16 protein-coding genes and 1 pseudogene are annotated in these 26,505 nt (G+C 74.7%); 3 read left to right on the forward strand and 14 right to left on the reverse strand.

The window, feature by feature from the left end; all coding sequences use genetic code 11:
* From AC5L38_RS38445 to AC5L38_RS38475, 7 genes and pseudogenes are all read right to left on the reverse strand, one after another.
* Positions 1-327, reverse strand: a pseudogene (locus AC5L38_RS38445) (histidine kinase); the annotation flags it as partial.
* A gap of 131 nt (positions 328-458) precedes the next feature.
* Positions 459-638 (reverse strand): hypothetical protein, encoded by a 180-nt coding sequence (locus AC5L38_RS38450; RefSeq protein ID WP_495247738.1) that lies wholly within the window; start codon positions 636-638, stop codon positions 459-461.
* Positions 639-719: 81 nt separating this feature from the next.
* Positions 720-2,120 (reverse strand): helix-turn-helix domain-containing protein, encoded by a 1,401-nt coding sequence (locus AC5L38_RS38455; RefSeq protein WP_495247739.1) that lies wholly within the window; start codon positions 2,118-2,120, stop codon positions 720-722.
* 124 nt (positions 2,121-2,244) lie between these two features.
* Complete coding sequence (locus AC5L38_RS38460; protein ID WP_495247740.1) at positions 2,245-3,759, reverse strand: FAD-dependent monooxygenase; 1,515 nt, start codon at positions 3,757-3,759, stop codon at positions 2,245-2,247.
* Between the two features lie 441 nt (positions 3,760-4,200).
* Complete coding sequence (locus tag AC5L38_RS38465) at positions 4,201-5,301, reverse strand: winged helix DNA-binding domain-containing protein (RefSeq protein WP_495247741.1); 1,101 nt, start codon at positions 5,299-5,301, stop codon at positions 4,201-4,203.
* Positions 5,294-5,722 carry a nitroreductase family deazaflavin-dependent oxidoreductase gene (locus tag AC5L38_RS38470; RefSeq protein ID WP_495247742.1) on the reverse strand — a complete coding sequence of 143 codons (429 nt, stop codon included), beginning with the start codon at positions 5,720-5,722 and terminating at the stop codon, positions 5,294-5,296. The genes AC5L38_RS38465 and AC5L38_RS38470 overlap by 8 nt, the downstream gene beginning before the upstream one ends.
* A 354-nt stretch (positions 5,723-6,076) precedes the next feature.
* Entirely contained in the window at positions 6,077-7,021 is a 945-nt protein-coding gene (locus tag AC5L38_RS38475; RefSeq protein WP_495247743.1) for an alpha/beta fold hydrolase, read from the reverse strand.
* Between the two features lie 187 nt (positions 7,022-7,208).
* Here AC5L38_RS38475 and AC5L38_RS38480 point away from each other — a divergent pair, with 187 nt between their 5' ends.
* Positions 7,209-8,156, forward strand: a complete 948-nt coding sequence (locus AC5L38_RS38480; RefSeq protein ID WP_495247744.1) for a helix-turn-helix transcriptional regulator — start codon at positions 7,209-7,211, stop codon at positions 8,154-8,156.
* Between the two features lie 313 nt (positions 8,157-8,469).
* On the opposite strand, the gene AC5L38_RS38485 is transcribed toward AC5L38_RS38480, so the two are convergent.
* The 6 genes from AC5L38_RS38485 to AC5L38_RS38510 all read right to left on the reverse strand — a co-directional run bounded on the left by AC5L38_RS38485 (position 8,470) and on the right by AC5L38_RS38510 (position 22,505).
* Positions 8,470-10,596: a hypothetical protein gene (locus tag AC5L38_RS38485; protein ID WP_495247745.1), complete on the reverse strand. Its 2,127-nt coding sequence runs from the start codon at positions 10,594-10,596 to the stop codon at positions 8,470-8,472.
* On the reverse strand, positions 10,593-14,480 hold the full coding sequence (locus AC5L38_RS38490; RefSeq protein ID WP_495247746.1) for a vWA domain-containing protein: 3,888 nt from the start codon (positions 14,478-14,480) through the stop codon (positions 10,593-10,595). The genes AC5L38_RS38485 and AC5L38_RS38490 overlap by 4 nt, the downstream gene beginning before the upstream one ends.
* A gap of 119 nt (positions 14,481-14,599) precedes the next feature.
* Entirely contained in the window at positions 14,600-15,823 is a 1,224-nt protein-coding gene (locus AC5L38_RS38495) for an ATP-binding protein (protein WP_495247747.1), read from the reverse strand.
* 184 nt (positions 15,824-16,007) lie between these two features.
* On the reverse strand, positions 16,008-21,035 hold the full coding sequence (locus AC5L38_RS38500) for a DNA-binding protein (RefSeq protein ID WP_495247748.1): 5,028 nt from the start codon (positions 21,033-21,035) through the stop codon (positions 16,008-16,010).
* The gene (locus AC5L38_RS38505; protein ID WP_495247749.1) at positions 21,032-21,892 is read right to left on the reverse strand and encodes a DUF4132 domain-containing protein; all 861 of its coding nucleotides are present in this window, start codon (positions 21,890-21,892) and stop codon (positions 21,032-21,034) included. The genes AC5L38_RS38500 and AC5L38_RS38505 overlap by 4 nt, the downstream gene beginning before the upstream one ends.
* Before the next feature lie 208 nt (positions 21,893-22,100).
* Entirely contained in the window at positions 22,101-22,505 is a 405-nt protein-coding gene (locus tag AC5L38_RS38510) for a winged helix-turn-helix transcriptional regulator (RefSeq protein ID WP_495247750.1), read from the reverse strand.
* Between the two features lie 116 nt (positions 22,506-22,621).
* Between AC5L38_RS38510 and AC5L38_RS38515 the strand changes: the two genes are divergently transcribed.
* On the forward strand, positions 22,622-23,479 hold the full coding sequence (locus AC5L38_RS38515; protein WP_495247751.1) for an NAD(P)H-binding protein: 858 nt from the start codon (positions 22,622-22,624) through the stop codon (positions 23,477-23,479).
* A gap of 204 nt (positions 23,480-23,683) precedes the next feature.
* Here the strand turns inward: AC5L38_RS38515 and pdxR are convergent, their stop codons facing one another.
* Positions 23,684-25,054, reverse strand: coding sequence for a MocR-like pyridoxine biosynthesis transcription factor PdxR (gene pdxR / locus AC5L38_RS38520; protein ID WP_495247752.1), 1,371 nt, complete (start codon positions 25,052-25,054; stop codon positions 23,684-23,686).
* 281 nt (positions 25,055-25,335) lie between these two features.
* Between pdxR and AC5L38_RS38525 the strand changes: the two genes are divergently transcribed.
* Positions 25,336-26,502: an MFS transporter gene (locus AC5L38_RS38525; protein ID WP_495247753.1), complete on the forward strand. Its 1,167-nt coding sequence runs from the start codon at positions 25,336-25,338 to the stop codon at positions 26,500-26,502.
* Positions 26,503-26,505 lie beyond the last annotated feature (3 nt).

The raw sequence follows: 26,505 nt of genomic DNA on the forward strand, positions 1-26,505 counted from the left end.
GAGCAGGCCGAGGCCGTGCGGCCAGTGCTCGATCCGCGCGATCTCCTCCTCGCTCAGCCCCACCGGGACGAACTGGATGAGCGTGTTGCGGTCCCCGGCCACGCCCAGCGCCCCGTAGGTGGCGTCGACGAGGGTGGTCGCGGTCTCCACGATCCTGCGCAGCATGGTCTCCAGGTCCAGGTCGCTGCCCACCGCGACCACCGCGTCCAGCAGCGCGTGCACCCGGTCACGGGTGGCCAGCACCGCCTCCAGACGCTCTCGCAGCTCCTCCAGCAACTCGTCCAGCCTCATGTGCGGGATCAGCGGCCCTGACTCGCCCTTCGCCATACCCCCGAGTCTGCACCCTGGTACGCGCTCCCCGGGCCGCCGGGGTGATCGGCGTGTGATCACCGGTGCCGGGCCCGGGTGCGTGAGAGCCCACCCGGACCCGGGTGGGCTCTCACGTACCGGCTCGCCGCTCACCTCAGGATCGGCAGGCGCCGCACCAGCGGGGTGCGGGCCCACCGGGCGCCCGCCCCGAGGGTGTCACCGGCGCCCACCAGGGCCAGCCCGGCCAGTACGACGGCATGGACGAGGTGGTCGTCGAGGAAGGGGTTGGTGTCCAGAGGGAGCGCGGCGGCCCACATGAGCACCAGCATCAGGCCCCCGGCGGCCGTGCGCCGCCCGCGTCACGGACGGCGCACGGCACACGGCGGGAGGTCAGGGGGTACGGAGGGACGTCACCCCGCCCTCGACTCCTGCGAGACGTCAAGGTGCGCCGGGACGGCCGGGACGGCCGCCTCCGGCCACGTCGCGCCGGGCGGCGATTCCGCGCGCGAGCCGACCCCGACGGTTTCCAGCGCGCTGCGATAGGCGTTCGTCTGCCTCTCCGGCGACCCGGCCCGGCCCCAGAGGTCACCGATCTCGCGCCAGAGCCTGGCCGACTCCCGGTCGACGAAGGAGGCCACCGGGGCCGCCGGGGCGACCGGGTCGGCGAGCAGTTCCTCCGCCCTCGCCAGCGCCGGTCCGCCGTCTTTGGAGCGTGCCAGAGCGAGTTCGGCCGAAACCACGTACGCCATCGCCGGCACCGTCCCGCGCACGCCCGCGAGCAGGCCGACGGCCTGTTCGACCAGCTCGGCGGCGGCGTCCGCGTCACCGGAGCGCGACCGCACGCGGGAGAGCACGACCAGGCTCCGGGCGTGCTCGATCGTCCCCGGCGACAGCCGAGAGAGGATCTCGGCCGCGGAGGCGGCGAACTCGCCCGCCCGGCCGAGGTCCGCCTCCTCGGGACGCACGGTGGCGGTCCACGCCCAGCGCATCGCGCTCCGGGCGTAGCGGACGGCCATCCGCGCGGGCCGGCCGGCGGCGACGGCGTCCGCCGCGAGCCGCGCGGCGAGCGCGGGGTCACTCTCCGTCGCGGCCGTGCTGGCCCGCCACAGGCCAAGGACCTCCGCGTCGCGGTCGGCGGCCTCGGGCAGGGAGGAGGCGGTCAGCACGCGCTCGACGTACGCGAGGTCGGTCTCCACCTCGGTGAGCACGGCGGCGAGGTCGAGGGCGAGGTCGCCCTGGTCGAGCCCGAGCCGGTCGGCCTGGGCCAGGGCCTGCGTCCCGAGATCCCTGGCGCGCAGCGTGTCACCTGCACGGTGGTAGCAGCGGCAGAGCGCCACCACGAGCGGGAGGTCGGCGAGGTGCTCGGGGTGCGCCGCGGCCTCGCGGCGAAGCAGCTCGTAGGCCTCGACCGCCCGCGCCGTGTGCCCCTGGACCTCCAGCGCGCGCGCCTGGCCGAAGCGCGCCTGCGCGGCGAGGGAGGCGTTCTCCTCCCCGGCGGCCCTGGCCGTGGCCGCGAAGAGTTCGGCCGCGACGGCCGGATCCCCGTGGCACAGTTCGAGCTCGGCCTGCCGCAGGGCGAGCACGGTGTCGACGCGCTGGTGCGGCTCGATCCCGTGCAGCAGGAACTCCATGCCGCAGCCGAGCCGATCCGCGAGCAGGCGGGTGACGACCGGGGTGGGGGTCCGCTTCCCGGACTCGATGAGCGAAACGTAACTGTCAGACAGGTCAGGCCCGGCCAACTGCGCCTGGGACATGTGCCTGCTCAACCGCAATCCACGGATGCGGTCACCGATGGTTGCTTGACCGGCCATCACCAGAGCCGTTCCGTCGGCGGCACGATGAGATCCACGTCCCACTCCTTACGCACGGTTTACTGTCAATTACAGTAGATCGTACTGCCCTTCGAGGCCGGCGGGGCGGTAGCGGCAGACCGTTTCACCCGGGTTTCGTGGTGGATGCCATCGGAGGGCGGGCGGCGCACCATCCGGCCAGGGCCGCGCGCAGGGCGATCTCCAGGGAGGCGGGGTTCCTCTCGTCCACGGCACAGGCGATGTACCCGTCCGGACGGATCAGCAGGGCGGGGAGGTCGGCGCACGCGGGAACGGCGTGGATCACCCGATCCCCGTACGGTGAGCCCGCCGCCTCCGCCGGACCGCCCTCGCGGGCCAGGAGCACGAAACGCCCGGCCCGCAGCGCCTCGTACAGCCGGACCGGCTCTCCGGCCAGGTGGATGTCGGGCACCCGCTGGCCGGCCAGCCGGTGCGCTCCCGGGAGGGCGGGGTAGGAGATGCTCAGGCCCGACATGGCCTCGCCCAGCCAGCGGCCGAGAGGGCGGATCCGGGTCGCGGCGGCCGGGAACACGGAGCGGGCGGCCCGCGACCGCCGGGTCAGGCCCATGGCGACGGCGAGAAAGGTGCTGTTCATCCGCAGGGCCCTCCTGCCGACCGGGTACCGCTCGGCGTGGTAGGTGTCGAGCAGGCCGTCCGGCGCCCAGCCCTGGACCCCGGCGACGAGCTTCCAGCCGAGGTTGGCCGCGTCCTGCAGGCCGGTGTTCGTGCCCTGCCCGCACGCCAGCGAGTGCACGTACGCGGTGTCGGCGGCCAGGAACACCCTGCCGACGCGGTAGTGGACCACCTGCCGCTCGTCGTTGTGGGTCCTCAGCAGCCGGCGGGCGTCGTACATGCCGAGGTCCCTGCCCATGATGCGGCGGGTGGCGTCGCTCACCTCACGGAGGCTGACCTTGGCGCTTTCCGGAAGCTGCCGCCGCCGGTCCCAGGCGACGACCTGGTACCAGCCGTCGCCGTGGGAGGAGATGAAGGAGAAGCCCTCATCGTTGGCGACGAAGCTCAGTTCCCGCTCCGGCTTCTCGCCCAGGCGGACGTCGGCCTGCATGACCGACCGCACGGCGGAACGCCCCGGGAACGGGATGCCCAGCGCGTCCCTCACGACGCTGCGCAGGTCGTCGGCGCTCACGGCGAACCGGGCACGCCAGGTGCGCATCATGCCGTCGGCGCGTACCTCGACGTCCACCCCGGCCGCGTCCTGGGACAGCCCGACCACCTCGGCGCCGCGCACGACCTCCGCTCCGAGCCGGGTGGCCCGCTCCTCCAGCACGCGCTCGGCGTTGTGGCGGGGGGTGCACAGCAGGAACGGGAACCGCGACGGCAGGCGGGACAGATCGAGATCCAGGCCGTTGAACAGCCGCACCGTCTCGGTGATCGTGCCGGTGTCGATCAGCTCGTCGGCGACGTCCCGGGCGTCGAGCTGCTCCAGCGTACGAGCGTGCAGGGGAAAGGTCCTGGCGAGCGTCGAACGCTCGGGGTCCCGTTCCAGGACCGTGCAGGCGACACCCTGCGCGGCGAGGTCGCCCGCGACCAGCAGACCAGCCGGACCGGCACCAACAACCAGCACATCCGTGTCGAACGGCACCATCAGCGTCTCCAATCCCACGCGGGGCGGCTCCCTGACGCGACCACCTGGACGAAACCCGGTTCCCTGCCACGATCCTCGGGACGAAACCGGCCCACGTCGAGATCCGGCGACGGACCGACGGATCATCGCTCCGTCGCCGTCGCCCTCCACCGCCGCCCCATCCGGCCGATGTCGTACGACCACCGGCGGCCATCCTCATGCTACGACCAGGCTTTTCCCGGCGTGTCGGCGCCCGGCTCCCCGGGCGGCCCCGGCCGGAACACCCCCGGCGCCACGGCGCGTCCGGCACCTCGCGCCCGGCCGTGGGGGCGGGCCGGCGCCGGGGCCCGAGGGCATGCCGCCGCGCGCCCAGGCGTCCGGCTCCGTCCCCTACGCCTCCCGCGCGCGCCCCGGGCGAGGTCAAGATCGGGCGGGGAGAGGGCCGCTCACCGGAGAGCGGTGCTCACCAAGGGGCGGTGATCACCAGGGGTCGGCGACGCGGACGTCGTGGGTGTCGGCGGGGGCGAGCAGGCGCAGGAGCCGCGCGCCCTCCGCCTCGGCCTCGTCGCGGTGACGGGTGGTGAGGGCGGCGAAGGGGGTGACGGTGAGGACGGTGGTACCGCGCTCGCGGGCGGTCGCCCAGGTGGCCGCGACGGTCCCGTCGACGAGAACGGGACCGGGGACCGGGCCGTGCTCGGGCCAGGCGCGCCTGACCTGCTCGGGATCGAGGACGCCCATGCGGCTGCGGTCGGCGAAGGAGAGCAGCGCGTTGTCGTAGTCGTACAGGAACCTGACCGGGGCCGGGGTGTCCTCGGCGGGCCGCGGCGCGTCCGGCAGGTCGTACAGCTCCTTGCCCTCCTCGTTGCGGAAGATCCGCAGGTCCATCGGCTCCATCACCTCGCGCAGCCTGGTGAGCCCGCAGTGGGCCTGCGCGTCCATGACGGTGGCGGGCCCGAACGCGGCGAGATAGCGGGTCACGAAGTCCTCGACGGAGGGGTTCGTCTCCTGCGGCGCGCCGAGCCAGCGCTCGGCGCTGGTGTGGGCGATCGGGCCGCTCCTGCCCCACATGCCCCGGGGCGGGATCTGGACCAGCGCGACCCTGGCCCGTACGACCTGGGCGAGGGCGGCGGCGTCGCGGCCGGGGAACAGCGAGGCGAGCTCCTTGCCGAGCGCGCCGAAGGTCAGCGGCCGCTCGTCCAGGATCTCGCGGCCCGCCGCGGCGACCGCGTCGAGGTCGAGGTCCCGCAGACGCCTGCCGAACGCGCCCTGGGTGACGCGGCCGATGACCGGCTCGACCAGCGGCCGCCAGCGCAGGCAGTCACGCGCGGTGACCAGGTGGATGGTCGACCGCATCAGGGCGATCCTCACCAGCGTCCGGTCCTCCAGCAGCCCGGCCGCCGCCCCGGGGTCGAAGTCCCGGATCCGCGACCACAGGCCGACGTACCACGTGTGCGGTGTCTGCGCCTGGAGCCCGGCGACCCGCTCGACCATCTCCGGCACCGGCAGCGCCGACCGCTCCAGCAGCGACTGCCGCTCCAGGGTCGCCCGGTTGAGCGCGCGCCGGGTCAGCACCTCAGGCACGGGTGAGGATCACCACCGGGATGTCGCGCGCGGTCTTGCGCTGGTAGTCGGCGTACTCACCGTGGATCCCCACCATCTGCTCCCACAGGGCGGGCTTCTCCTCCGCCGTCGCGGTCCGCGCGACGGCGGTGAACACCTCGGCCCGCACCTGCACCTCGACCCGCGGCAGGGCCAGCACGTTGTGGTACCACAGCGGGTGGTCGTCGGCCCCGCCGTTGGAGGCGACGACCACGTGGGCGTCGCCGTCGCGACCGTAGATCAACGGGGTTCGCCGCCTCAGCCCGGACCTGCGGCCGACGGTGGTCAGCAGCAGGGTGGGCCTGCCGTAATAGAGGTGGCCCTTCGCGCCGTTCGACTCGACGTAGTCGCGAAGGTGTTTGGAGACCCAGGCGGTGGGGGAATCGGTGATCTCGTCGCTCATACCGCTCACGCTATAGGTCTCCGGCGACATTTCTTGATCCGTTTCCTCCGGTGCTCCTGGCGCTCCCGGTGCTCCCGGTGCTCCCGGTTCTTCCGGGCGCGCGGCGATCGTGCCTCCCGAGTGCTGTTTCCTCGACCTCCTGACAGTGGACGTTGTTCCGGTGACGTTCGGTGTGCGGGTCGTGGTGATCCGACGAATGCGGAGCAGGGGCGGCCGGAGCCGCCACCGCCATCAGGTGGGATGCGAGGTGCCCGTTGAAACGATCATCGGCCGGTGAGCCCGGCCGCGCCGGCGTGGGCTCGCGGGCAGTGAGGATCCGCTGCCGGATCCCGCCGCACTGCCCGCGGCGGCGCGCTAGGTGGCGTCCCGCTGGTCCAGCCACTTCAGAATCGCCTGGTTTGTTTCCTCCGGCTTTTCCTGCTGGATCCAATGGCCGCAATCCAGGCTGATCACTTCCGCGTCGGGTACGAAATCCGTCAGTCTTTCAGACCTCTGGATCGTGTCCCGGTCGCCATAGATCATGAGTGTGGGCTGCTGGATGATCGGGTTCACGTCCGCCAGCAGGTGCCAGTTGCGGTCAAGGTTTCTGTACCAGTTCACGCTGCCCGTGAACCCCGACGACTCGAAGGCGGAGACGAAGACGGCCAGTTCGCCGTCGCTCATCACGGGCTCACCGAGCGGTGTCTCCGCTCTGGCGAGATCGATCAACGTCATACCCGGCCGAGGCTCCGCGGGGGGCTCGTTCTTCCGGTACAGGTTGCGGAGGAAGCGAAGTGTGTTCTCCTCGAACACGGCGTCCGCGATGCCTGGCCGCCGGTTGAAGTGGACGAAGTAGAAGTCGCCGCCAAGCACCTCTTCCATGGATTCGATCCAGGGCTTTTCTCCGCGCTCGAGGTAGGGCAGGCTCAGGTTGATCACCTTGTTCACACGGTCCGGATGCAACAGGGTCAGTCCCCAAACGACAGCCGCCCCCCAGTCATGACCGACGAAGGTGGCGTCTTCGTATCCGTAGTGATCCAGAAGTGCGATGAGATCACCCGACAAGTGCTCAATGTCGTATTCCGTTACTTCGGCCGGACGGGATGAGTTGCCGTAACCCCGCTGGTTCGGAACGATGACGTGGTAACCCGCCGCGGCGAGGGCGGGCACCTGATGACGCCAGGAAAAGGCGTGCTCCGGCCAGCCGTGACAGAGCACAATGGGTTTTCCCGCATTTCGCCGGCCGGCCTCGAAGACCTCAAGCTCCACACCGTTGACCGGGACAAGGGTGGGCTTGGGAAAATCCATCGAATCGAACATCGCGTTTCCTCTTCATCGTTTCGGGTTGATCAGGCGACGAAGGTCCCGAGCATGGCGTCGGCTCACCCCTGACAGGCCGAGGGTCGATACGGTCGTGGGTGGCGGGACTCGTCGGTGACGCCGTGTGGCCATCTTGCCGACCGAAACCGGTCACCCCATGACCGGTTTGTACGAAAGTGTTGTCGGCGTGCGAACCGACCGGCTGGTGGCCGTCCTCCTTTTGCTGCAACGGCGCGAGCAGGTGACAGCGGCGGAGGTCTCCCGAGAGCTGGAGATCTCCGAGCGCACCGCCCGCCGCGACCTCGACGCCCTGGCCATGGCCGGGGTGCCCGTGTACTCCACGCAGGGCCGAGGCGGCGGCTGGCGCCTCGTGGGCGGCGCCCGCACCGACCTGTCCGGGTTGACCGCGAGTGAGGCCCGCGCCCTGTTCCTGGTCATCGGCCAGGCGTCGGCTGTGACGCCTGCCGTGAAAGCGGCTCTGCGCAAGCTCGTCCATGCCCTGCCGGAGCCCTTCCGGGCGCAGGCCGAGACAGCGGCGTCGTCGTTGGTCGTGGACCCGCAGCGATGGGGGGCGAGCCGGGTCGAGCGCCGGCCACCCCGCCTCCTCGACGAACTCCAGGACGCGGTGATCCGCGGCGTCCAGGTGCGGCTCGGCTACGTCGACCGCGAAGGCGCCGAAACCGAGAGAACCGTCCACCCGCTGGGCATCGTCGCCAAAGGTCCGTCGTGGTATCTCGTCTCCGACACCGAGGCCGGCCGGCGGACCTTCCGGATCGACCGCGTGTCGTCCGCCGACCCGACCGGCGATCCCGTGCACCGGCCCGAGGACTTCGACCTTGCCGAGAGCTGGCGCGAGATCGCCGACGAGGTCGACCGCAGGCGAACGCCCACCGAGGTCCAGGCGGTGTGCGCGCCCCACGGGATGGGCCTGCTCCGGATGGTGGTCGGCGATCGGCTCGAGGTAGGGGGTTCCTCGGCCGACGGACGCATCGAGGTCGTGATCCGCGGCCACAACGAGTACGCGCTCGCCGGCGAGCTCGCCGGGCTGGTCGAATGGCTCGAGGTGACCGGCCCTCCGGGTGTGCGAGACCACCTGGCCTCGATCGGCAACGCGCTCGCCGAGCGGTACGGCTGAGACCGGCACGAGCGCTCATCGACCGGTTCGCCCGCGAGCGCGGGAAGCACGGGAAGCACGGGAAGCACGGGACCGTCGAGTCTCGTCCTCGGGCATCGTCCCGTACGCCCAGCTGGAGCACATCGGCGCCGAAGCGGACGACCACCGGCTGCCGTTGGCCGGCGCTCATCTCGGTCCGGCACGTCACCCCGGGTCCGCCGGGATCGGGCTCCGCTCACCGCCGGACACCCATGGCCACACCGATGCGGAGGCTCGTGAAACACGGCCTGGCCCCCCTTGGTCTCCTCGTGCCCTGACGACGGTCGCGATCACCTCACTCACCGGGATCGCGACGGGTCCGGCCGTCGTGCCAGGACGCCTGGACCAGGGACTGCTCGGCGACCGCGAGGTGGACCGCCGCGGCGAGCCACGCCCAGGCGTACCGGTCGTCACCGGAGTCGACCAGGCGGCCGAACACGTCGCGGGTGCGGCGGTCGGCCTCCTCGGCGAGCGCGGCGACGAGGTCCGCGGAGGTCTCGAAGCCCGCGCGGCGGAGCGGGACCCGCTGGGCGAGGGAGTCACCGTCGCGGGCGGACTCGGCGACCGCCCGCCGCCCGCCGGAGACGGCCAGCTCGACGAGGCGGCCCGCCCGCCACAGGGGCGAGCCCGCCACGGGATCCGCGGCCTCGGCCACCCCTCGCCGGGGCGGGCAGGCGTCACGGGACGGAAGATGGGACCTCTGCAGGCGGTCGTACCCGAGGTCGGCGCGGCCCAGCCACTCGGCGGGCAGGCGCAGCGTGGGCCCGGCGCCCGGAACCGGCCCGACCGCGAGCGGGCGCAGGGTGGCGGCCCTGCCGGGGTCCAACCGGCCGATCACCCGCACCCGCAGCCCCGGCCTGGACGCGAGCTGCCGCAGGTTGGCGACATGGGCCAGCTCGGGATGGGAGTCGGCCGCCACGAGCCGGATAAGTGGTCCCCGTGTCCCGTCCGCCGGTCCGGACGGAGCCGGTTCGGCCCCCTCCCGTCCCCGTTCCGTGGGGGCCGGTGACTCTCGGGCGAGCACCCTGTCCCCCTCGGCGCCGACGATCTCCAGGTCGCATCCGACCGGCTGCTCCGCTCCCCCGGCGTCCTGCGGGTCGCCCCACGAGGTCCCGGAGAACACCGCGTCGGCCACCGTGGCGAGCGGCCGGGCGAACAGGGCCGCCAGCGGACCCTCCGACCAGGACAGTCCCGCGACGGGGTTGGCCCGCACGCCGCGGCCCGCGCCGAGGCGCCCGTCCGGGGAGATCGTCGCACCGGAGATCAACAGCCCTCCCCGGGCCAGCTGGGCGTGGTTGAGGGCCGCCGCGCCGAGGGCGACGGTGGCGGTGGCCGCGCCTCGGGCCCTGGCCGACCCCCCGGGCCTGACGTCGGCGACGGAGAACCGGCGGCCGTCCTCGGCGACGAGGTGGGTGACCACCCCGCCGTAGCCGGTGGCGCTGATCACCGGTTCCCTGCAGACCCCGTACACCCTCAGCCCCTCGCCTCGCCGGTAGACGCGGCGCACGGTTCCGACCAGGGCGGGGTCGGGGTCGGCCGCCGCGAGCCGGCCCGCGGTCAGCAGGAGCTCCCGGAGCGCGGAGACCAGGTCGGCGAGGCGGTGGCCGTCATGGCGCGCCCGAGCGGCCCGCAGCTCGCGGACGACGCGCAGGGCGGCGGCCTCGGCCCTGTGCAGGCCCGCCACCCGGGCGGTGTGGGCCGCACGGAGCAGTTCGGCCTGGGGCACCGCTCCGGCACCGGGCACCCCTCCCGCGAGAACCCCGGCGGCGGCGCTCCACAACCCGGCCGCGGCGGCCCTCTGCCCGGCGCTGGGACCGGAGGCCGGAACGGCCGCGGGGACGGGGGCAGGGGTGGGGGTGGGGGTGGGGAGAGGGGCGGCGGGGCTCGTCCCCGCGTCCAGGGCCACGCCTGGGTCCACGCCCAGGTCCGCGCCCGGGTCCGTGCCCGGGTCCGCGCCCTCGGGCACGTCCGAGGCCACCGACGGGACCGCCTCCGGGGCCACCGACAGGGCCGCGTCCGCGACCGGGCAGGCGCCGAGGACGGCCGCGCGGTGCAGGCAGCGGGGCGCGAGCAGGCAGCTGCACCGGGCCGCGCCGGGGTCGGCGATCGTGCCCGGCGCCCCCGGTGTGAGGGTGACCACCGCGTCCTCCCCCCAGCTGATGGAGACGCTCCGGCCGTCGGCGACGACCGGGAGCCCGGCGCACCGCTCGATCGCCGCGTCGAGCTTCTTGCGCAGCCGGGGCGTGAGCTCCTCCACGGCGGAGGCGACCACGTGCGGCTCCACCGGCGGCAGCTGCCCTGCCGGGGCCGCGCGATCTGCCAGGTCTACCGGGTTCACCAGGTCTGCCGGGTTCGCCAGGTCTGCCGCGTCTGCCGCGTCTGCCGCGTCTGCCGGGGAGACGTCGGAGGCTGGGGGGTTCAACGGGTTTCTCCTCGGAGACGGTCGCCCACCCAGCGGGCGAGGGCGAGCGGGCTGAGTGCGGCGACGGGCATGCCCGCCGCGACGAGCTGCTGGGCGACGGGCACCGAGTAGCGCGGGGCCCCGCTGTCGTCCAGGGCCGCGCAGCCCAGCAGGTGCACACCGGAGGAGACGAGGGAGCGGACCTCGCCGAGAAGCCCTCCCAGCGGGTAGCCCTCCTCGAAGTCGCTGACCACCACGACGAGCGTGCGGCTCGGCACGGTGACCAGGGAGCGCGCGTGGGCGAGCCCCGCGGCGATGTGCGTACCGCCGCCGACCCGCACGTCGAGCAGCAGGGACAGCGGGTCGGCGACCCGGTCCGTCAGGTCGATCACGCCGGTGGAGAAGGCGAGGAAGTGGGTGGAGAGCGTGGGAACGCCTCCCAGGACGGCCGCGGTGAGCGCGGACCAGATCACCGAGGCCTCCATCGAGCCCGACACGTCGACCACGAAGACCAGCCGCCAGTCCGCCTCGTTGCGTACCCGGGTGGTGAAGACCGGCCGTTCCGGCACGACGAGGAGCCTGCCGTCGCCCGTCCGGCGCGTGTGCGCCAGGTTGGCCCTGAGGGTGGCGGGCAGGTTGAGCCGTCCCCCGGGGCGCCGGGTGGGACGCGGCGTCGCCAGGCCGGTCAGCGCGGGACGCAGCCGGGTGGCGAGTTCCCTGGCCAGCTCGGCGACCAGCCTGCGGACCAGCGGCCTCAGCCGGGAGAGCCGCTGCTCGGGCAGCCCTCCCGCCAGCGACAGTACGGAGGTCAGCAGGTCGATCGACGGGCGTACCGAGTCGGGGTCGAGCTCGGACAGCACGTCGGTCCGCCCGGCACCGGCCGCACCGGCCAGCACCTCCTCCCGCACCTCCGCTCCGAACAGGGCGTCGAGCTCCTCGGCCCACTCGCGGGCGGAGGGGAAGGAGGCACCCTGCCCGCCGCCGTCGCCGTCTCCCGGTCCGTACCCGAAGTCGCCCGCCCCCTCTCCCCGGCCGGTCCCGTACAGCTCGTCCAGGGCGTGCGCGTAGCGCCTGGCCCCGGCGGGCAGCCGCCCGGTCTCCCTCCCGAGAAGCAGGCGCCACCGGTCCGCCGGGGCGAGCCGCCGCGAAGCGGCCTCCCCTTCCGGCGCCTCCTCTCCCGGTGCGTCTTCTCTTAATGCGTCCTCTTCCGGTACGGCGGCAGGAGGCTCCGGCTCGTACCCGCTCATCTCCCCGGAAGGCACGACGGAGAGGTCCGGCTCCCCGGCGGCCGTGGACGGCCGGTGCCGGGCGGGTGGCGCGGGCCGCTCGGGCGCCTCCGGCCCGCCCTGCGGGAGGGAGAGGCCGGGCACGGGGAGCCGCAGGCCGGTCAGGGCGGCCCGCCCGGCGGCGTCCGCGGCGGCCCAGAGCGCCAGGAGCTCGGGCGGGGCGCTCAGCGCCAGGTCGAGCCGGTCACCGAGGCGGTCGGTCACCGCCCGCAGCAGCCGGTCTCGCGCCGCCGGGGCGAGCGTGTCGAAGCCGCCGCGCAACGCGGGCAGCCGGTCGAGGAAACCCTGGTCGGTGAGGCCGTCGACCCGGTCGAGCAGCGGGTCGAGGGCGGCGGCGGCCGACTGCAGGAGCGGGCCGGCCGCGACCAGCAGGCCGGTGAGCAGGCGGGACAGCCGGTGGCGTCCCTCCGGCCCGGTGGCGGTGTCGATCCATCCCGCGACGCGGGCTCCGAGGCTGTCCGGCGCGTCCAGGTCGAGCAGGACGCGGGCCGCGAGCGCGGTCCCCTGGACGAGCGGGGAACCGGTGCGCGCGAGGGTGTCCAGCGCGTCGTCGAGCCCCAGGCCGAGCCGGTGCTCGGCGGAGCGGGTGACGAGCGCGATCAGGGCGGCGGCGTCCTCGGGCCGGTCGCTGCCGGCCAGGCCGGGCAGCGACCGCACCGCCGCCTCCAGCAGGGTGCCCGCCAGCTCCGCCGCCCGGTCCCGGCTCTCCGGCGTGGTCCCGGGAAGGTGCTCGTGGCGCAGCGCCTCCAGCAGGTCGAGGGCCTGGAGCAGTTCGGGCAGCCCCGCGGTGGCGGGAAGCACGGAGGCGGCGTCCTCCAGGCGGTCGGCGACCAGGTCCCGCAGGTCGCAGGCGGCCGCGGCGCGCAGGCCCGCGAGGATCAGCTCGCAGGTGGGGCCGCCCTCGGCGGACTTCCCGCGGAAGGTCTCGCGCAGCGTCCCCTCGGCGGCCAGGGCCGCGGTGACGCCCCGTACCCCCGCCAGGTCCAGCAGCGCGGCGGCCGAGGGCGTCCACGAGAGCTGCCACCGGGTGGTGAGGGCGGTCCCGTCTCCGGTGCCCGTCACCTCGGCCGGCCGGCCGTAGCCGGTGCCGCACACCAGCAGGCGCTGCAGCAGGATCTCGCGGCGGCGGTCCAGGTCCGAGCGGAGCGGGTCGAGGCGGACCTCCCGGGACCCGGGATCGCCGGGGTGGGGCAGCCGCAACTCCGCCAGTTCGGCCTCGACCGCCGGGCCGAGCCCGGAACGGGGGGTGCCCGGCGCGGTCCTGCCGCGCTCGGTGCCGACGAGGACGCTCTCAAGGACGCGGGCGAGCGCCCGGCCACGCCCCAGGGGTTCGCCCTGGCCGAGCACGGTCGTCACCGCCTCCAGCAGCTCGCCGCGCCCCGGCGCGGGCAGCCCCCGCAGCCGGGCCAGGTCACAGGCGAGCCGCAGCGTCTCCACGGCCTCACCGGTGCCCGCGGTGTGCCCGGCGGCGCGCAGCTCACGGCAGATCTCGGTGATCGTACGGGCGGCGGCGTCCCTGATCCTCCCGGGATCGCCGCCCGCGGTGAGGACCGCCTGCTGCCAGCGCGGGTCACGGATGCCCGCCGGGTAGCCGGACCTGGAGTCGAGCAGGTCGAAGGCGTACGGGACGAGCGACGTGGCGGGCGGGGGACCTCCGCCGCCCGGCCCGGCGGGGCCGGTGCCGCGTGCCGGGGCGCCCTTGTCCGGGGAGACACGCCCCGCGGCGGTCCGGCCGGAGGCGGCGTGGACGGGGGTCCCGGGCTCCGGGGGGACCGCGCCGGACACGGCCGGGCCGGGGGCGGTGGAAGCCGCGCCCGCGCCGGAGGCGACCGGGCCGGGGGTGGCGGGATCGAGAGGAACCGGATCCGGGGTGAGCAGGGCGGGAGCGTGGAAGGCGCCGATCACCGCGGCGACCCGCCGGCCGCCGACGGCCGCCCCGGCGAGCACCTCGCGCATGTACGCCTCGCGGGCCAGGTCGCCGGGCGACACTCCCCCGGAGGCCTCCGCGTCCTGCCGCAGCGCCCAGCCCACGCCCAGCGCCGCGCGGCGTACCGCCTGGGGCGGGCAGCCGGGGGCGAGGACCTCGACGGCGCGATCCCACATGTCGTCCCCCTCCCTGCCGGTGGCGGAGGCGGCGAGGCCGTCGGCGAAGGCCCTGGACGGCGGTGTCTCCACGCCGGACCCGGCCGGACCGCCCTCCGACCAGGCGGGGTCGGAGAGCGGGAGGTCGCAGCAGACAACCTCGGCCCCGCGTTCGCGCGCCCAGCGGATGGCGGCCAGCTCGGGCGAGAAGTCGGCGAAGGGATAGAAGCCGAGCCGCCCGTCGCCGCCCGTACCCGCGAGGGCGACCGGGGCGAGGGTGGCCGGGTCCGCGAGGTGGGCCAGCCACGGCTGGAAGTCGGCGGGCAGCTCGACGCAGACCACCTCGGCCCCGGCGGCGTCGAGCAGGGCCGGGACGACCGCCGCCAGCGCGGGACTGTGGTGGCGCACGCCGAGCAGGTAGGGCCGCCCGTCCCCGCCCGCACCGGCGAGCGCGTCCACCGCGTCCCGGGGATCGGCACCGGCGTCCTCACCGGGAGCGTCCCCACCGGGAAGACCGGAACCACGATCGGCCGTCACCCGGACGGCACCGTCCCGAACGTTCCCGCCGGGAGAACCGGAGCCGTGATCGGCCGTCACCCGGACATCCCCACCGGGAGCGTCCCCGGGGCCGGGGGTGCTCGCCTGTCGATCGCTCGTCACCGCAGGTTCTCCCGCAGGTCCCAGAGGCGGCGCCACATCGCGGAGCCGTCCTCGGCGCGGCGTCGCACCGGGCCGTCCCAGTAGCCGAGCAGCCGCGCGTGGTCGGCCGGGTCGTCTTTTCTGACCACGCCGAGCAGGTGACCGGGAACCAGGTCGAGGACGTCCCCGCCGGGTAGGTAGGCCGCCGCCACCCCCAGGGAGGCCGCCACCTGCACCGCCTCGGCCGTCGACATCACGGTTCCCGGGCGCTCCACGTCCCAGCCCTCGGCCGAACGGCCGGAGCGCAGGTCGCGAAAGACGGTGACCAGCGCGTCGAGCACGGCGTCGTCGACGCCGAAGGCGGCGCCGGCCCGCCCCACCACGGCGGTGGCCTGGCCGCGCACCAGGGCGGCCTCGGCGGCGGGATCGGCGATGGGGGCGACGGTCTCGAAGTTGAACCGGCGCTTGAGCGCCGCCGACATCTCAGAGACGCCCCGGTCGCGCAGGTTGGCCGTGGCGATCACGGTGAAACCGGGGGTGGCCGCCGTCAGGGCGTCGGGCGTGCCCGCGAGTTCGGGCACGCTGAGGCGCCGGTCGGACAGGATCGACACCAGGGCGTCCTGCACCTCGGGCAGGCAGCGGGTGATCTCCTCGATCCGGACGACCTGCCCGGCCCGCATGGCGGCCAGCACCGGGGAGTCGACCAGCGCCTGGCGGCTCGGCCCCTGGGCGAGGAGCAGGGCGTAGTTCCAGCCGTACCGGAAGGCGTCCTCGGTGGTACCGGCGGTGCCCTGCACGGTGAGGGCGCTCGTGCCGCAGACGGCGGCGGCGAGGAGCTCGGAGAGCATCGACTTGGCGGTGCCCGGCTCGCCGACCAGCAGCAGGCCGCGCTCGCCGGCGAGGGTGACCACGCAGCGTTCCACCAGGGAGCGCTCGCCGACGAACTTGGGGGCGACGGCGAGCCGGGCGGGCGTCGCGTCGCCGCCACCGTTGCCGCCACCGTTGCCGCCACCGTTGCCGCCACCGCCCTTCGCCCGCCGGGATCCGGGCAGTTCGAGGGTCTCGCCCCCGCTGCCGCAGACGAAGGTGACGACCGCGCGCGGGGTCAGCGCCCAGCCGGGCGGGCGGGGGCCGTCGTCGTAGGCGGCGAGGAAGGCGAGTTCGGTGGCGTGCCGCTCCTCGGCCGGCAGCGTACGCCGGTCGGGAAGGGCCGCGGGGGCCACCTGTTCGGTCATGGTCATCGGGGGTCCTTCTGCTCTGGAAACTGCCGGGCCCGGTCGGCACCCGCTCTGGAGACCGCCGGGACCCGGTTCGGGGAACGCCCGGTCCGGCCGGGACGCGTGACGAGCGCGCGCCCCGGCCGAACCGGACCGGGTCTGGTGGAGAGCACCCGTTGCGGGCGCCCTCGGGGAGAGGACGCCCTCGTCAGCGGCGTCTGCCGCGCCGCACGCGAAGCTCCTCGAAGCGGGGGACGTCGCCGTCGCGTACCCGCTGCCACGCCCTGGTGTGGAGGCCGGCGGCGGGCTCGGCGGGAACGATCACCCCGAGCACCGCGCTCTCCCCGGCGACCAGGTCGAGCAGGGGGAGCTTCCACCGTTCGAGCGGGACGTTCGGAGCCCTGAGTTCGGTCCAGGCCCCGGGCAGGAAGAGGGAGCGGCCCGCGCGGGTGCGGCTCGCCTCGACCACCAGGTCGGTGGCGGCCAGCTCGGCGCGGGCCGCCTTGAACCGGGCGGGCTTCCAGCCGGTCCACCGGGTGACGTTCTTGTCGGTGGGGTCCGGCATCGCGAGCAGCGCCAGGTAGAGTGCCGCGGCGTCCCGCCCCAGCTCGTACTCCCCCGCGACCTGGGACAGCAGCTCGGGCACCGAACGGGACGGGTCCTGCGGCCACCAGGTGCCGTCGGCCGCCCGCTCCCCCGCCACCGGGTCCCCTGGGCCGGCCAGAAGCGCCTCGAAACGTGGATCGCGGGCGGTGCGCAGCGCCAGCTCGGCGGCGAAGGGCCGTTCGGGGTGACCGGCCAGGGCACGAAGGGCGGGCAGGTAGGGATCGTCGCCCGACGCGTCGAGCAGGGCGACCCGCAGGCCCGGCGCGGGCCGGTCGTCGTAGGTGGCCATGACCACGGCGCCGTGGCGCTCCCAGTCCTCGGCGACCTCGGTGGGGGCCCCGGCGACCTTGCGGAACTCGGGAAGGTCGACGTAGTCGCCCAGGTCGAGCAGCAGGCCGGGATTGGCCAGCCGGTCCCTGACCGTGGCCAGCACCGCGGGCAGCGCGGCCCGTACCGGATCGCCAGAGGGCAGCCGGTGGGCCAGCCACGCGCTCAGCGCGATCGCGGAGATCAGCGTGGACTGGGTGAATCCGGTGCCGCCGTCGTCGTCCGGGCGGACCCGGTCGCCCTTCACCCGCCAGCGCAGGTCCACGCTGAGCTCCGGCGCCGAGGCCGGGTCGAGCAGGGCGGGCAGCGCCCGGCTCGGCTCCCACCCGGCGCGCACCGCGCGGGTCGCCTCCCCGATGAGCCCCTCGGGGACGGCGGCCCGCCGTCCCACCCTGGCGTTCCACACGCGCGCGGCGGCGGCGACGTCGGGGCCCTCGGTCCACAACTCGGCCGGACGCTCGGGCAGCAGCGCGCCGACGACCTCCCGCCGTACGTCGGCGTCCAGCTGCCGCAGCTCGTCCTTGGCCACGGCGGCGTCGGTCGCCTTCACCCCGAGGACGGCCCTCAGCTCCGCGGGCAGGAACCCGCGCTCGTAGGCGTCCACGTACGGCAGCCCGGCGACGACCAGCCGGGCCGTCGTCCCGGTCACCCCGGTGAGCCGCGCGAACTCCTCCGCGCTCTCCGGCCGCCAGGGCGCGGGGCCGCGTCCGGCGAGCTCGGTGAGGAACTCCCCGAGCCAGCCCGCCCGCCGCGCCTCACCGACCGGGCCCGAGGAGCGCACGGTGTAGGGGTGGGGTACGGCGAAGCGGCCCGCCGGGTCGTGGAAGAGCGCGGTGAAGCGGTAGCCGCCGCCCTCGGAGTCGGAGGTCAGGAACGCGATGAGGGCGCCGTCCTCCAGCGGGAGCACGTTGTGCCCGCCACCGGGGCGGCTGTCGCGGGCGTTGTCCACCCAGGCGCCGTCGAGGTGCAGGACGAAACGGCGCCACGAGGACGGTTCGGCCGCGGAGGCCAGCCCGAGCGCCTCGAACTCGCAGAGCAGCTCGCGCAGCGCGCCCGCCTGACCGGGGTCGAACGCCGACGCCGTCCGGTAGGCCAGCGCGGCCGACCGGGCGAGCAGCGACTCCAACTCCAGGGACGAATTCGCGAGCCTCGGCCCCTCCAGGTGGACGCGGACGGTCCGGCCCGAGGGCGTCCGCTTCTCCTGGCCGATCGTCCTGAGCTGCTGGAAGGCGCCGTGGGACGTCTCCCTCCATCCCCAGTAGTGGTTCGCGTAACCGAGGCCGTTGAGTGCCTCGACGAGCAGCCGGTTGGTGGGACCTTCCGGCTCGGCCTCCTCCCCCTCGCCCGCGAGGGCGGCGGCGAGCCTGGCCGCCGCCGCGTCCAGGGTGGCCCGCTGGGCGGCGGCGAACGCCACCACCCCGGCGATCCCGGCGATCAGCGCGTCGTGGGTGACCTGCGGCAGCAGGGAGCGGACCAGGTCGCGCAGCTCCTCCCGCGCCGAGCGCGGGGGCTGCCCGGGGGCGGCGGACTCGGCGGACTCGACGGACGCGGCGGCCTTCAGCAGGGCCGCCGCCGTCTCCCCGTCGATCCGGCGCAGGGCCGACGAGCCCTCCGGGTCGCGGGGCCGCATGTGGTGCCAGTAGCGAATCGGCGGCAGCAGGGCGGTGCCCTCGGCGAAGGTCCCCGGTCTGTCCCGCAGCGAGGCCGTCGCGACGACGACGCCCTCCGGGTCGACGAGCTTGACCTCGCGGTAGCCCGTGACGACGGCACGCGGCAGCTCGTCGCCGGGGAAGGTCACCGCGCGCACCGGCAGGCCGTGCCCGTCCGGGCCGCCGCGCAGGGTGACGGTGCGCCCGGCGAGGTCCTCGCCGCGCAGCCATCCGTCGGGCAGCTCGACCACCCGCCAGCCGAGCAGGCCGTCCACCGGAACGCCGGCCGGGGTGGCCTCGCCGGAGAAGGCGGGCAGCACCCAGCCCTGGTGGAAAGTACTACCCGGAGGTGCCGAGCGCGGCGCGTCGGCGAGGAAGCCGGGCATGCTCAGCCTGCCGTTCGTCATGGTGGCCGGGTCGTGCTCGCGCCAGTCCTTGGCATCGCCGTCCCAGACCCAGAACGAGGTCCCGTCACCCATCAGGGCGCGCCTGGCGGGCACCGCGCTGTCACCCGGGTGCAGCACACCCTCGCCGGTGGTCCGCCCGCCGCCGGGCAGCGGCAGGGTGACCGTGCCGGAGTCCTGCCTCCACCAGCTGATCTCCCCCTCCATCGAGAGGATCCTGCCGGCGGAGGAGTGCCAGTATCCGCGCAGCCCGTCGCCATGGGTGCCCCAGTAGACGAGCAGCTCGCCGTCGACGTAGTGGAAGTCGGGGTCGCCCCAGACGCCGTCCGGCGCGGGGCGCAGGTCGTGGACGAGCACGGTCCCGTCCGGGCCGATGACCCTGGCCTGGGAGGGGCCGGAGACGATCAGGTCCGGCCAGGCGTCGGAGGTCTCGACGTCGTCCAGCTTCTCCGGGGCGACGAGGCCGGCGACCGCCTCCTCCCAGGCGGGCCAGCCCAGCTCGTCGAGGAGCCCGCCGCGAAGCGTCCTGGCGAGCTCGGCGGCGAGGTCGGCCCGCACCGCCTCGGCGACCTCCTGCCTGGCGAGGACCAGCGCCTCGCCGGGCAGCCAGGTCAGCCTGCGAAGGGCCTCGGGCATCTGCGGCAGGCCGGTGGCGGCCGAGCGCCGGGCGACGGTGGCCACCCACTCCGCCAGCATCGTCCGGCCGCCGGGCGAGGCCGCCAGGCGGCGCGCGGCCCGGTGCCCGTCGGTGTCGTCGCCGAACGCGTCGGCGGCGCGGTGGAACGCGGGCCGGAACCGGGGGTCGGCGGCCAGCGCGACCAGGTCGCGCCCCTCCTCGGCTCGTCCCCAGGGCTCCAGCAGCAGGCGCGCGTCGTCGCCCGGATCGGCGACCGGCACGTCCAGCGACAGCAGGAGGTCGACCAGGTCGGGGTCGGGCTTGAACGGCACCTTCCCTCCCGTCGCGGCGAGCTCGGCGCGCAGCCGTGCCGCCACGCGCTCGACCAGCGCGTAAAGGCCGGGCAACCTCGCGTCTCCCCGCCAGCCGGGATTCCAGATGACCAGGAACCGCTCGAGCCAGCCCGCCGTGCCGTCGGCGGGACGCTCGTGCTCGGGCGCCTCGGCCTCTCCCAGGCCCGCGGTGGCGCCCGAGTCCTCCAGCACCTCCAGCCAGAGGGCGGGCATGTCGTCGTCGCCGTTGACGGGCATCGTGTTCAGCAGCGTCCCGCGGAAGGCGGGCTCCCGCCTGGCGCGGGCCACCAGGGCCTGGCGGTGCGCCTTCCACCAGCCCAGCGGCGCCCCCGAGGTGGCGGGCAGGCCGAGCAGGTCCACCAGGTACGACTGTTCCTCGATGTCCGCGTCGAGCCCGGCGGCCCTGGCCAGGCGGCGCAGCTCGACGGCCATCTGCGCGGACGGCGACAGCCCGCCCGCCGTGCGGCGCACGCACAGCCGGTGGATCCTGCGCAGGGCCTCGTCGGCCGGCACCCGGCCCGCCAGCTCCTTGGCGTACACCGACAGCGCCTTCACCGGCAGGGCTCCGGCCAGCGCGAACTCCAGGAACACCGCGTCGAGCCGGTCCTCGTCGACGGGCAGGCCGTGCTCGGTCTCGGCCTTGCGCGCCTGGACGAACATCTGCGCCGCGTAGGTGGCGTTCTCCACCGAGAGGAACACCCGGCCCGCCTGTTCGAGGAACGTCGGCAGGAAGTGCGGGACGGCCCCGGCCAGCTGGGCGGCGAGCCGCTGGTAGGCGTCGAGGGCGGCCTTCGGCTTGGACTTCGCCTGCCGGCCCGCGCGGTCCAGCTCCGGGACCAGGGCGAGCGCGTGGTGGCCGTCCTCGGGGTGGTGCACGAGCACCCACTCGGGGAAGCCGAGCGAGCGTCGCAGGCCCACCCCGACGACGGCCGGCTCGCCGTCCGGCTCCAGCCCGAGGAAGGCCGCCGCCGCGTCCTCCGCCGCGCCCAGCTCCTCGGCGACCAGGCGCACCACCGTCCGGTCCTCCAGGCCGGGGTGCCGGTAGGCGCGCGCGGTCAGCGGCACCGCCCGCTCGCCGCCGTCCGTGCCCGGCGGAAGGACCGCCCCGGCCTCAAGCAGCTCCAGCGCCTCGGGCGCCGTGGTCCCGCCGTTCTGCCCGGACGGCTCGTGCGTCCCGGCCCCGTCACCCGCCTCGGGCAGGTCGTGGCTCTCGGGCAGGTCGTGGCTTTCGGGCACGGGCCGGAGCGCGGGGGTGCTCGCCGACGATGTGGCGCCGCTCACGTGTTCGTTCCTTCCTCGACGTCGCGGCCGGCGTACAGCGCCGCGGCCATGCGCATTCCCTCGGACCAGGCCACCGGGCCGACCTCCCGCAGGGGGAGCCGCCTGCCGTCATGGTCGTGCCAGGTCAGGTTGCCGGTCGCGGTGTCGCCGTCCCAGTAGGGTTCCCCGATCCAGACCGACGCCTCGGCGCTCCGCCCGGCGTCGCGCACCGCGCAGGTGGCGTAGCCGCCCGACACGCGGTAGCCGAGCGAGGTCGCGCGGGCGGCGAGGCCGAACCGGGAGGCGAACCTCCCTCCGGCGAACTCCGTCACCTCGGTGGCCTTCTCCGCGTGCTCGGCGGGCTTCTCCCACGTCGCCCGGTGGATCTGCTCGACGCGCTGGGTCACCCCCAGCTCCGCGGCGAACTCCCGCAGCTCCTCCAGGTCGGGGAGCAGCACCGGGTGGGGCAGGGTCACGGTCTCGGGGGACATCCGGACGGTCTCGCCGTCCAGGTTCACCGTACGCAGCTCGCCGGAGCCGGTGACGTCCCGCAGGAAGCCCGCCTCGTCGTCGCCGACCACCACGAGGTCGCGCAGCACCGACCGCCACGCCTCGTCCGGCCACACCCGGGCCACCAGCCCGGTGGGAACCGGCAGTGACGACACCATCCAGGCGTCCACCCGCGCCACGCAGGTGGCCTCGTGGCGGCCGAGCCACTCGGCCAGGCGGCGCAGCCGCTCGACCTCGGGGTGCTCGCGCACCTGTTTGGGCAGCGATTTCAGCTGCCGTCCCGCCGCCCGGCCCGTGGTGGCCCTCGCCGCCACCCGGCCTTCCACGAGGGCGACCTCGTATCCGTCTCCCGCCGCCAGCCAGCCCAAAGGGTCCCGCCTTTCACCATGGAAGGATCGCCGACGCCCGCGGGGATTTCGTCACCCGCGACCGTGATGCGCGGAACGCTAACGCCCCGGACCGACAAACCTGTACTCGGCGGCGCGGGCCACTCGACACGGCACCAGAATCACCGCGGGGGGGCCGATTTCCGGCGCGCGGGCGGCGGGCCTACGCCGTCCGGCGCCCGCCTCCGGCTCAGCTCTCTCTGGCCTGGTCGTAGCGTGCGCGGGCCTCCATGACCGCGGGCATCTCACCCTCCAGCCATTCGATGAGGTCGAGCAGGCGCCGGGCGGCCTGGCCGCCGAGCGGCGTGAGGCTGTACTCGACCTTCGGGGGGATGGTCGGCTCGGCCTGGCGGTGGACCAGGCCGTCGCGCTCCAGAGCCTGCAGGGTCTGGGCGAGCATCTTCTCGCTCACCCCGTCGACCCGGCGGCGCAGGGCGTTGAAGCGGTAGGTCCCGTCGTGGAGCGCGACCATGACCAGGATGCCCCAGCGGCCGGTCATGTGCTCCATCGTCTCGCGCGAGACGCACCCGCGCATGAAGACGTCGAAGGTGAGCTGGCTGAACTCGTCCAGCGGGATCGCGGCCTGGTCGTCCATCCGTCCACCTTACTTTCTCGCCGCACTCACCAGAAGAAAGCACTAACTTTTAGTTGGCACTGTGGATTAGTTAGTACTAACCTGACCGACGACCCCTTGAAGCGAGGAGAAGCGAAATGATCGTTGTCACCGGTGCCACCGGCCAGCTCGGCCGCCTGGTGGTGGACGGCCTGCTGGAGAGCGTCCCCGCCGACCGGATCGCGGCGGCCGTACGGAATCCCGGCAAGGCCGCCGACCTGGCCGCGCGCGGCGTCGAGGTCAGGGAGGCCGACTACGATCGGCCGGAGACGCTCGAGCGGGCCTTCTCCCCCGGCGACACGGTCCTGCTGATCTCCGGCGACGCCGTCGGACGACGCCTCGGGCAGCACCGGGCCGTGGTGGACGCGGCCAGGGCCGCCGGGGTCGCCCGCATCGCCTACACCAGCGTGCTGCACGCCGACACCACGCCCCTGGGGCTGGCCGTCGAGCACCGGGGCACCGAGGAGCACATCCGCGCCTCCGGGATCCCGTTCACCTTCCTGCGCAACGGCTGGTACACCGAGGTCTACGCGACGTCCGTCCTGCGGGGCGTCGAGCACGGCGTGATCCTCGGCGCCGCCGGGGACGGCCGCGTCGCCAGCGCGTCCCGGGCCGACTACGCGGCCGCGGCCGTCGCCGTGCTCACCGGCGAGGAGGACGGCGACAAGGTCTACGAGCTCTCCGGCGACACCGCGTGGAGCCTTTCCGAGCTGGCCGCCGAGACGTCGGCGCTCTCCGGCAGGCCGGTCGTCTACCAGAACCTCCCGCACGCCGACTACCGGCAGGTCCTGCTCGACGCGGGCCTTCCCGAGCCGGCCGCGACCATGTACGCCGACATCGACCTCGACGTCGCCGGGGGCGCCCTGTCCCACACCCCGGGCGAGCTCGGCGCCCTCATCGGCCGTCCCACCACCCCGCTGCGCGAGTCGGTGGCCGCCATCCTGAAGGAGGTGTGAACCTCGGCGACGAAGCCACCGCCAGGGGAAGCCTCCGTCCGGCATCCGCCGTCCAGGAGCCGTCACCCGGAAGCGGGCGCGACCTCTCACGGCGAGGCCGCCGTCCGGAAGCGGGCGTGCGCTGTCATGACGAAGCGGCAACTCCGAAGCGGGCCCGAACTCCCGCGAAGGAACGGCACCGGCCGGCTGGGGCCCCGTGATGGCTCAGCCGCCCCGCAGCAGGTCCGCGACGGTAGCGATGCCGTCGGAGATGGCGTCCGGGGTCAGGTTGCCGAACCCGAGCACGAGCCGTGCGGGAGACGTCCGTCGTTCCGGCGGGTCGAGGAGATAGCCGCCTATCCCGTACAGCCCGATGGACCGGCGGCGGGCGGCCTCGACCACGGCACGCTCGTCCGTGCCCGGCGGCAGCTGGGCGACGGCGTGGAAACCGGCTGCCAGCCCGCGTACCTCGACCTCGGGCGCGTACCGCCCCAGCGCGTCCACGAGGGCCGCGCGCCGGGCGGCGTAGCGCGCCCGCATGTGGCGCAGGTGGCGGTCGTAGTGACCTGACCGCAGCAGGTCGGCGAGCGCGAACTGGTCGAGGACCGGCGAGCCGCGGTCGGCGAACCGCTTCTGACGCGCGACGTCGGCGGACAGCCGGGGCGGGCAGAGGATCCATCCGAGACGCAGGGCCGGGGCGAGCGACTTGCTGACCGAGCCGAGGAGCGCCACCCGGTCCGGAGCGAGACCCTGCAGTGCCCCGACCGGTTCGCGGTCGTAGCGGAACTCGGCGTCGTAGTCGTCCTCGACGATCGTCGCGTCGCGGGCGACGGCCCAGGCGATCAGGGCCTGCCTGCGGCCCGGAGCCAGTACGACCCCGGTGGGCGACTGATGGGCGGGGGTGAGCAGCACGGCACGCGCGCCGGTGGCCGCGAGCGCACCGGTGTCGACACCGTGCTCGTCGACGGGCACCGCGACGATGTCGAGGCCCGCCATCGCGGCGGCGGCGCGGTGGTCGGGGTCGCCGGGATCCTCCACGGCCACGACACGCACGCCCTCCCCCGCCAGAGCGCGCAGGACGAGCTGCAGCCCCTGCGCGTACCCCGCGCACACGACGGTGTGGGCCGCGTCGGCGGCGGCGCCGCGAACCCGCCGCAGGTAGGCGGCGAGCACGTCGCGCAACATCGGGTCGCCGTACGGGTCGCCGTAGCCGAGCAGGTCGCTAGGCACGTCGCGGCAGGCGCGCCGGAGGGCGCGGCTCCATCGCTCGCGGGGGAAACTCGACAGGTCGGGCACACCGGGCCGAAAGTCGATCCCGACAGGCCCGCTGTACCCGGCGAGCGCGGTGGACCCGGCAGACGTGGCGGGCGGTGACGGCGCGTCCAGCGGCGGGCGGGCGGCGGCCACGCGGGTGGCCGAGCCGCCGCGTGTGATGAGGTAGCCCTCGGCCTGCAGTTGCGCGTAGCACTCGGTCACCAAGCCGCGGGAGACACCGAGGTCACGGGCGAGGGCGCGTGAGGACGGGAGCCGCTCACCGGCGGCCAGCCGACCGGCGCGGATGCTCTCGCGCAGCCCGCCTTCCAGCTGCTCACGCAAGGGTTCCGGCCGGCTCCTGTCAACCCGCAACAGGAGTTCCGGCCCCGAACCGGTCCACTCGATCGACATGAAACCGGACCTTATCGCTGAGCCGGTTTCCGCCCTAGGGTCGGCCCATGACTCACCAGAAGAGCGCCGCCGACGAAACCCTGGAGGATGCCGGAGAGGCCCGGGAGAATCGCGGAGAGACTCAAGGGGACGCCACGGAAATCCGGGGAGACGGCGAGGGGGCACAGGGGGAAGGCGCCCGCGTTCCGGATCCTCGCATTCCGAACCGCCCGGTGGTCCTGCTGCTGGCCGCCTCGCTCGGCGCCCTCGGCGGCTTCTACCTGCTGGCGCCTATCGTCCCCCTGTACGCGGCCACCTCCGGTGCGGGCGGTGCGGGCGCCGGCCTGGCGACCGGCACCATGATGCTGGGAACCGTGCTGACGGAGTTCGCGGCACCCGGCCTGCTGCGCGCGTACGGCTACCGGGCGGTCATGGGACTGGGCCTGCTCCTGCTCGGCGCACCCGCCCTCCTGCTGCCGGCGTCGGCGTCGATGCCCCCGGTGCTGGGGATCTGCCTGGCGCGGGGTGCCGGGCTCGGGCTCGTGGTGGTGGCCGGTGCGGCCCTGATGGCCGAACTGGTGCCGCCCGGCCGTCGTGGCGAGGGGCTGGGAGTGTACGGGGTGGCCGTCGGGATTCCCTCCATCGCGTGCCTGCCATTGGGACTCTGGCTGAGCGAGCACATCGGCCACGGACCCGTCTTCGTCGCCGGGGCCGCGTCGGCGCTGCTCGCGCTGGCCGCCGTACCCGGCCTGCCCTCCCTGCGAGCACGGACCGAACGGCACGGCGGGTCCCGGAGCGAAAGCCGGAACGGGCTCCGGGGCGGAGCCCGGAGCGGGATCCTCGACGTCCTCCGCGACGGCGGCGTCGCCAGGCCCGCGATCGTCTTCGCCATGGTGACACCGGCGGCCGGTGTCCTGCTGACCTTCCTCCCGCTGGCCGCGCCGGAGCGGTCACACGACCTGGTCGCGCTGGCCCTGCTCACGCAATCCTGCGTCACGCCGCTCGCGCGCTGGGCGGCGGGCCGGTACGGCGACCGTCACGGCTCCGCCCGCCTGCTGGTCCCCGCCGTCCTGGCCGCCGCTCTCGGCACGGCCGGACTCTTCTGGGTGGACGTCCCTCTCGCGATGATCGCCGGCATGGGCCTGTTCGGGGCGGGGTTCGGCATGGCCCAGAACGCGACCCTGGCGCTGATGTTCGAGCGCGCCCCCGAATCCGCCTTCGGCCAGGTGAGCGCGGCGTGGAATCTCGCCTACGACGCCGGGCTCGGCGCCGGCGCGGTCGGGTTCGGGCTCCTGGCCGGGTCGGTGGGCTACCCGGCGGGATTCGCCGTCACCGCCGCCGTGCTGTTCACCGCACTCGCTCCCGCCCTGTACGACCGGGCGGGGCGCCGTACCCGGTGAGAG

The organism is Streptosporangium nanhuense (assembly GCF_059358815.1).

What these genes read in the sequence shown, in the direction of transcription:
- AC5L38_RS38450 (WP_495247738.1), bottom strand. Translation starts at nt 638, where the DNA reads ATGCTGGTGCTCATGTGGGCCGCCGCGCTCCCTCTGGACACCAACCCC.
- AC5L38_RS38455 (WP_495247739.1), bottom strand. Translation starts at nt 2,120, where the DNA reads ATGGCCGGTCAAGCAACCATCGGTGACCGCATCCGTGGATTGCGGTTG.
- AC5L38_RS38470 (WP_495247742.1), bottom strand. Translation starts at nt 5,722, where the DNA reads ATGAGCGACGAGATCACCGATTCCCCCACCGCCTGGGTCTCCAAACAC.
- AC5L38_RS38475 (WP_495247743.1), bottom strand. Translation starts at nt 7,021, where the DNA reads ATGTTCGATTCGATGGATTTTCCCAAGCCCACCCTTGTCCCGGTCAAC.
- AC5L38_RS38495 (WP_495247747.1), bottom strand. Translation starts at nt 15,823, where the DNA reads ATGACCATGACCGAACAGGTGGCCCCCGCGGCCCTTCCCGACCGGCGT.
- AC5L38_RS38510 (WP_495247750.1), bottom strand. Translation starts at nt 22,505, where the DNA reads ATGGACGACCAGGCCGCGATCCCGCTGGACGAGTTCAGCCAGCTCACC.
- AC5L38_RS38515 (WP_495247751.1), top strand. Translation starts at nt 22,622, where the DNA reads ATGATCGTTGTCACCGGTGCCACCGGCCAGCTCGGCCGCCTGGTGGTG.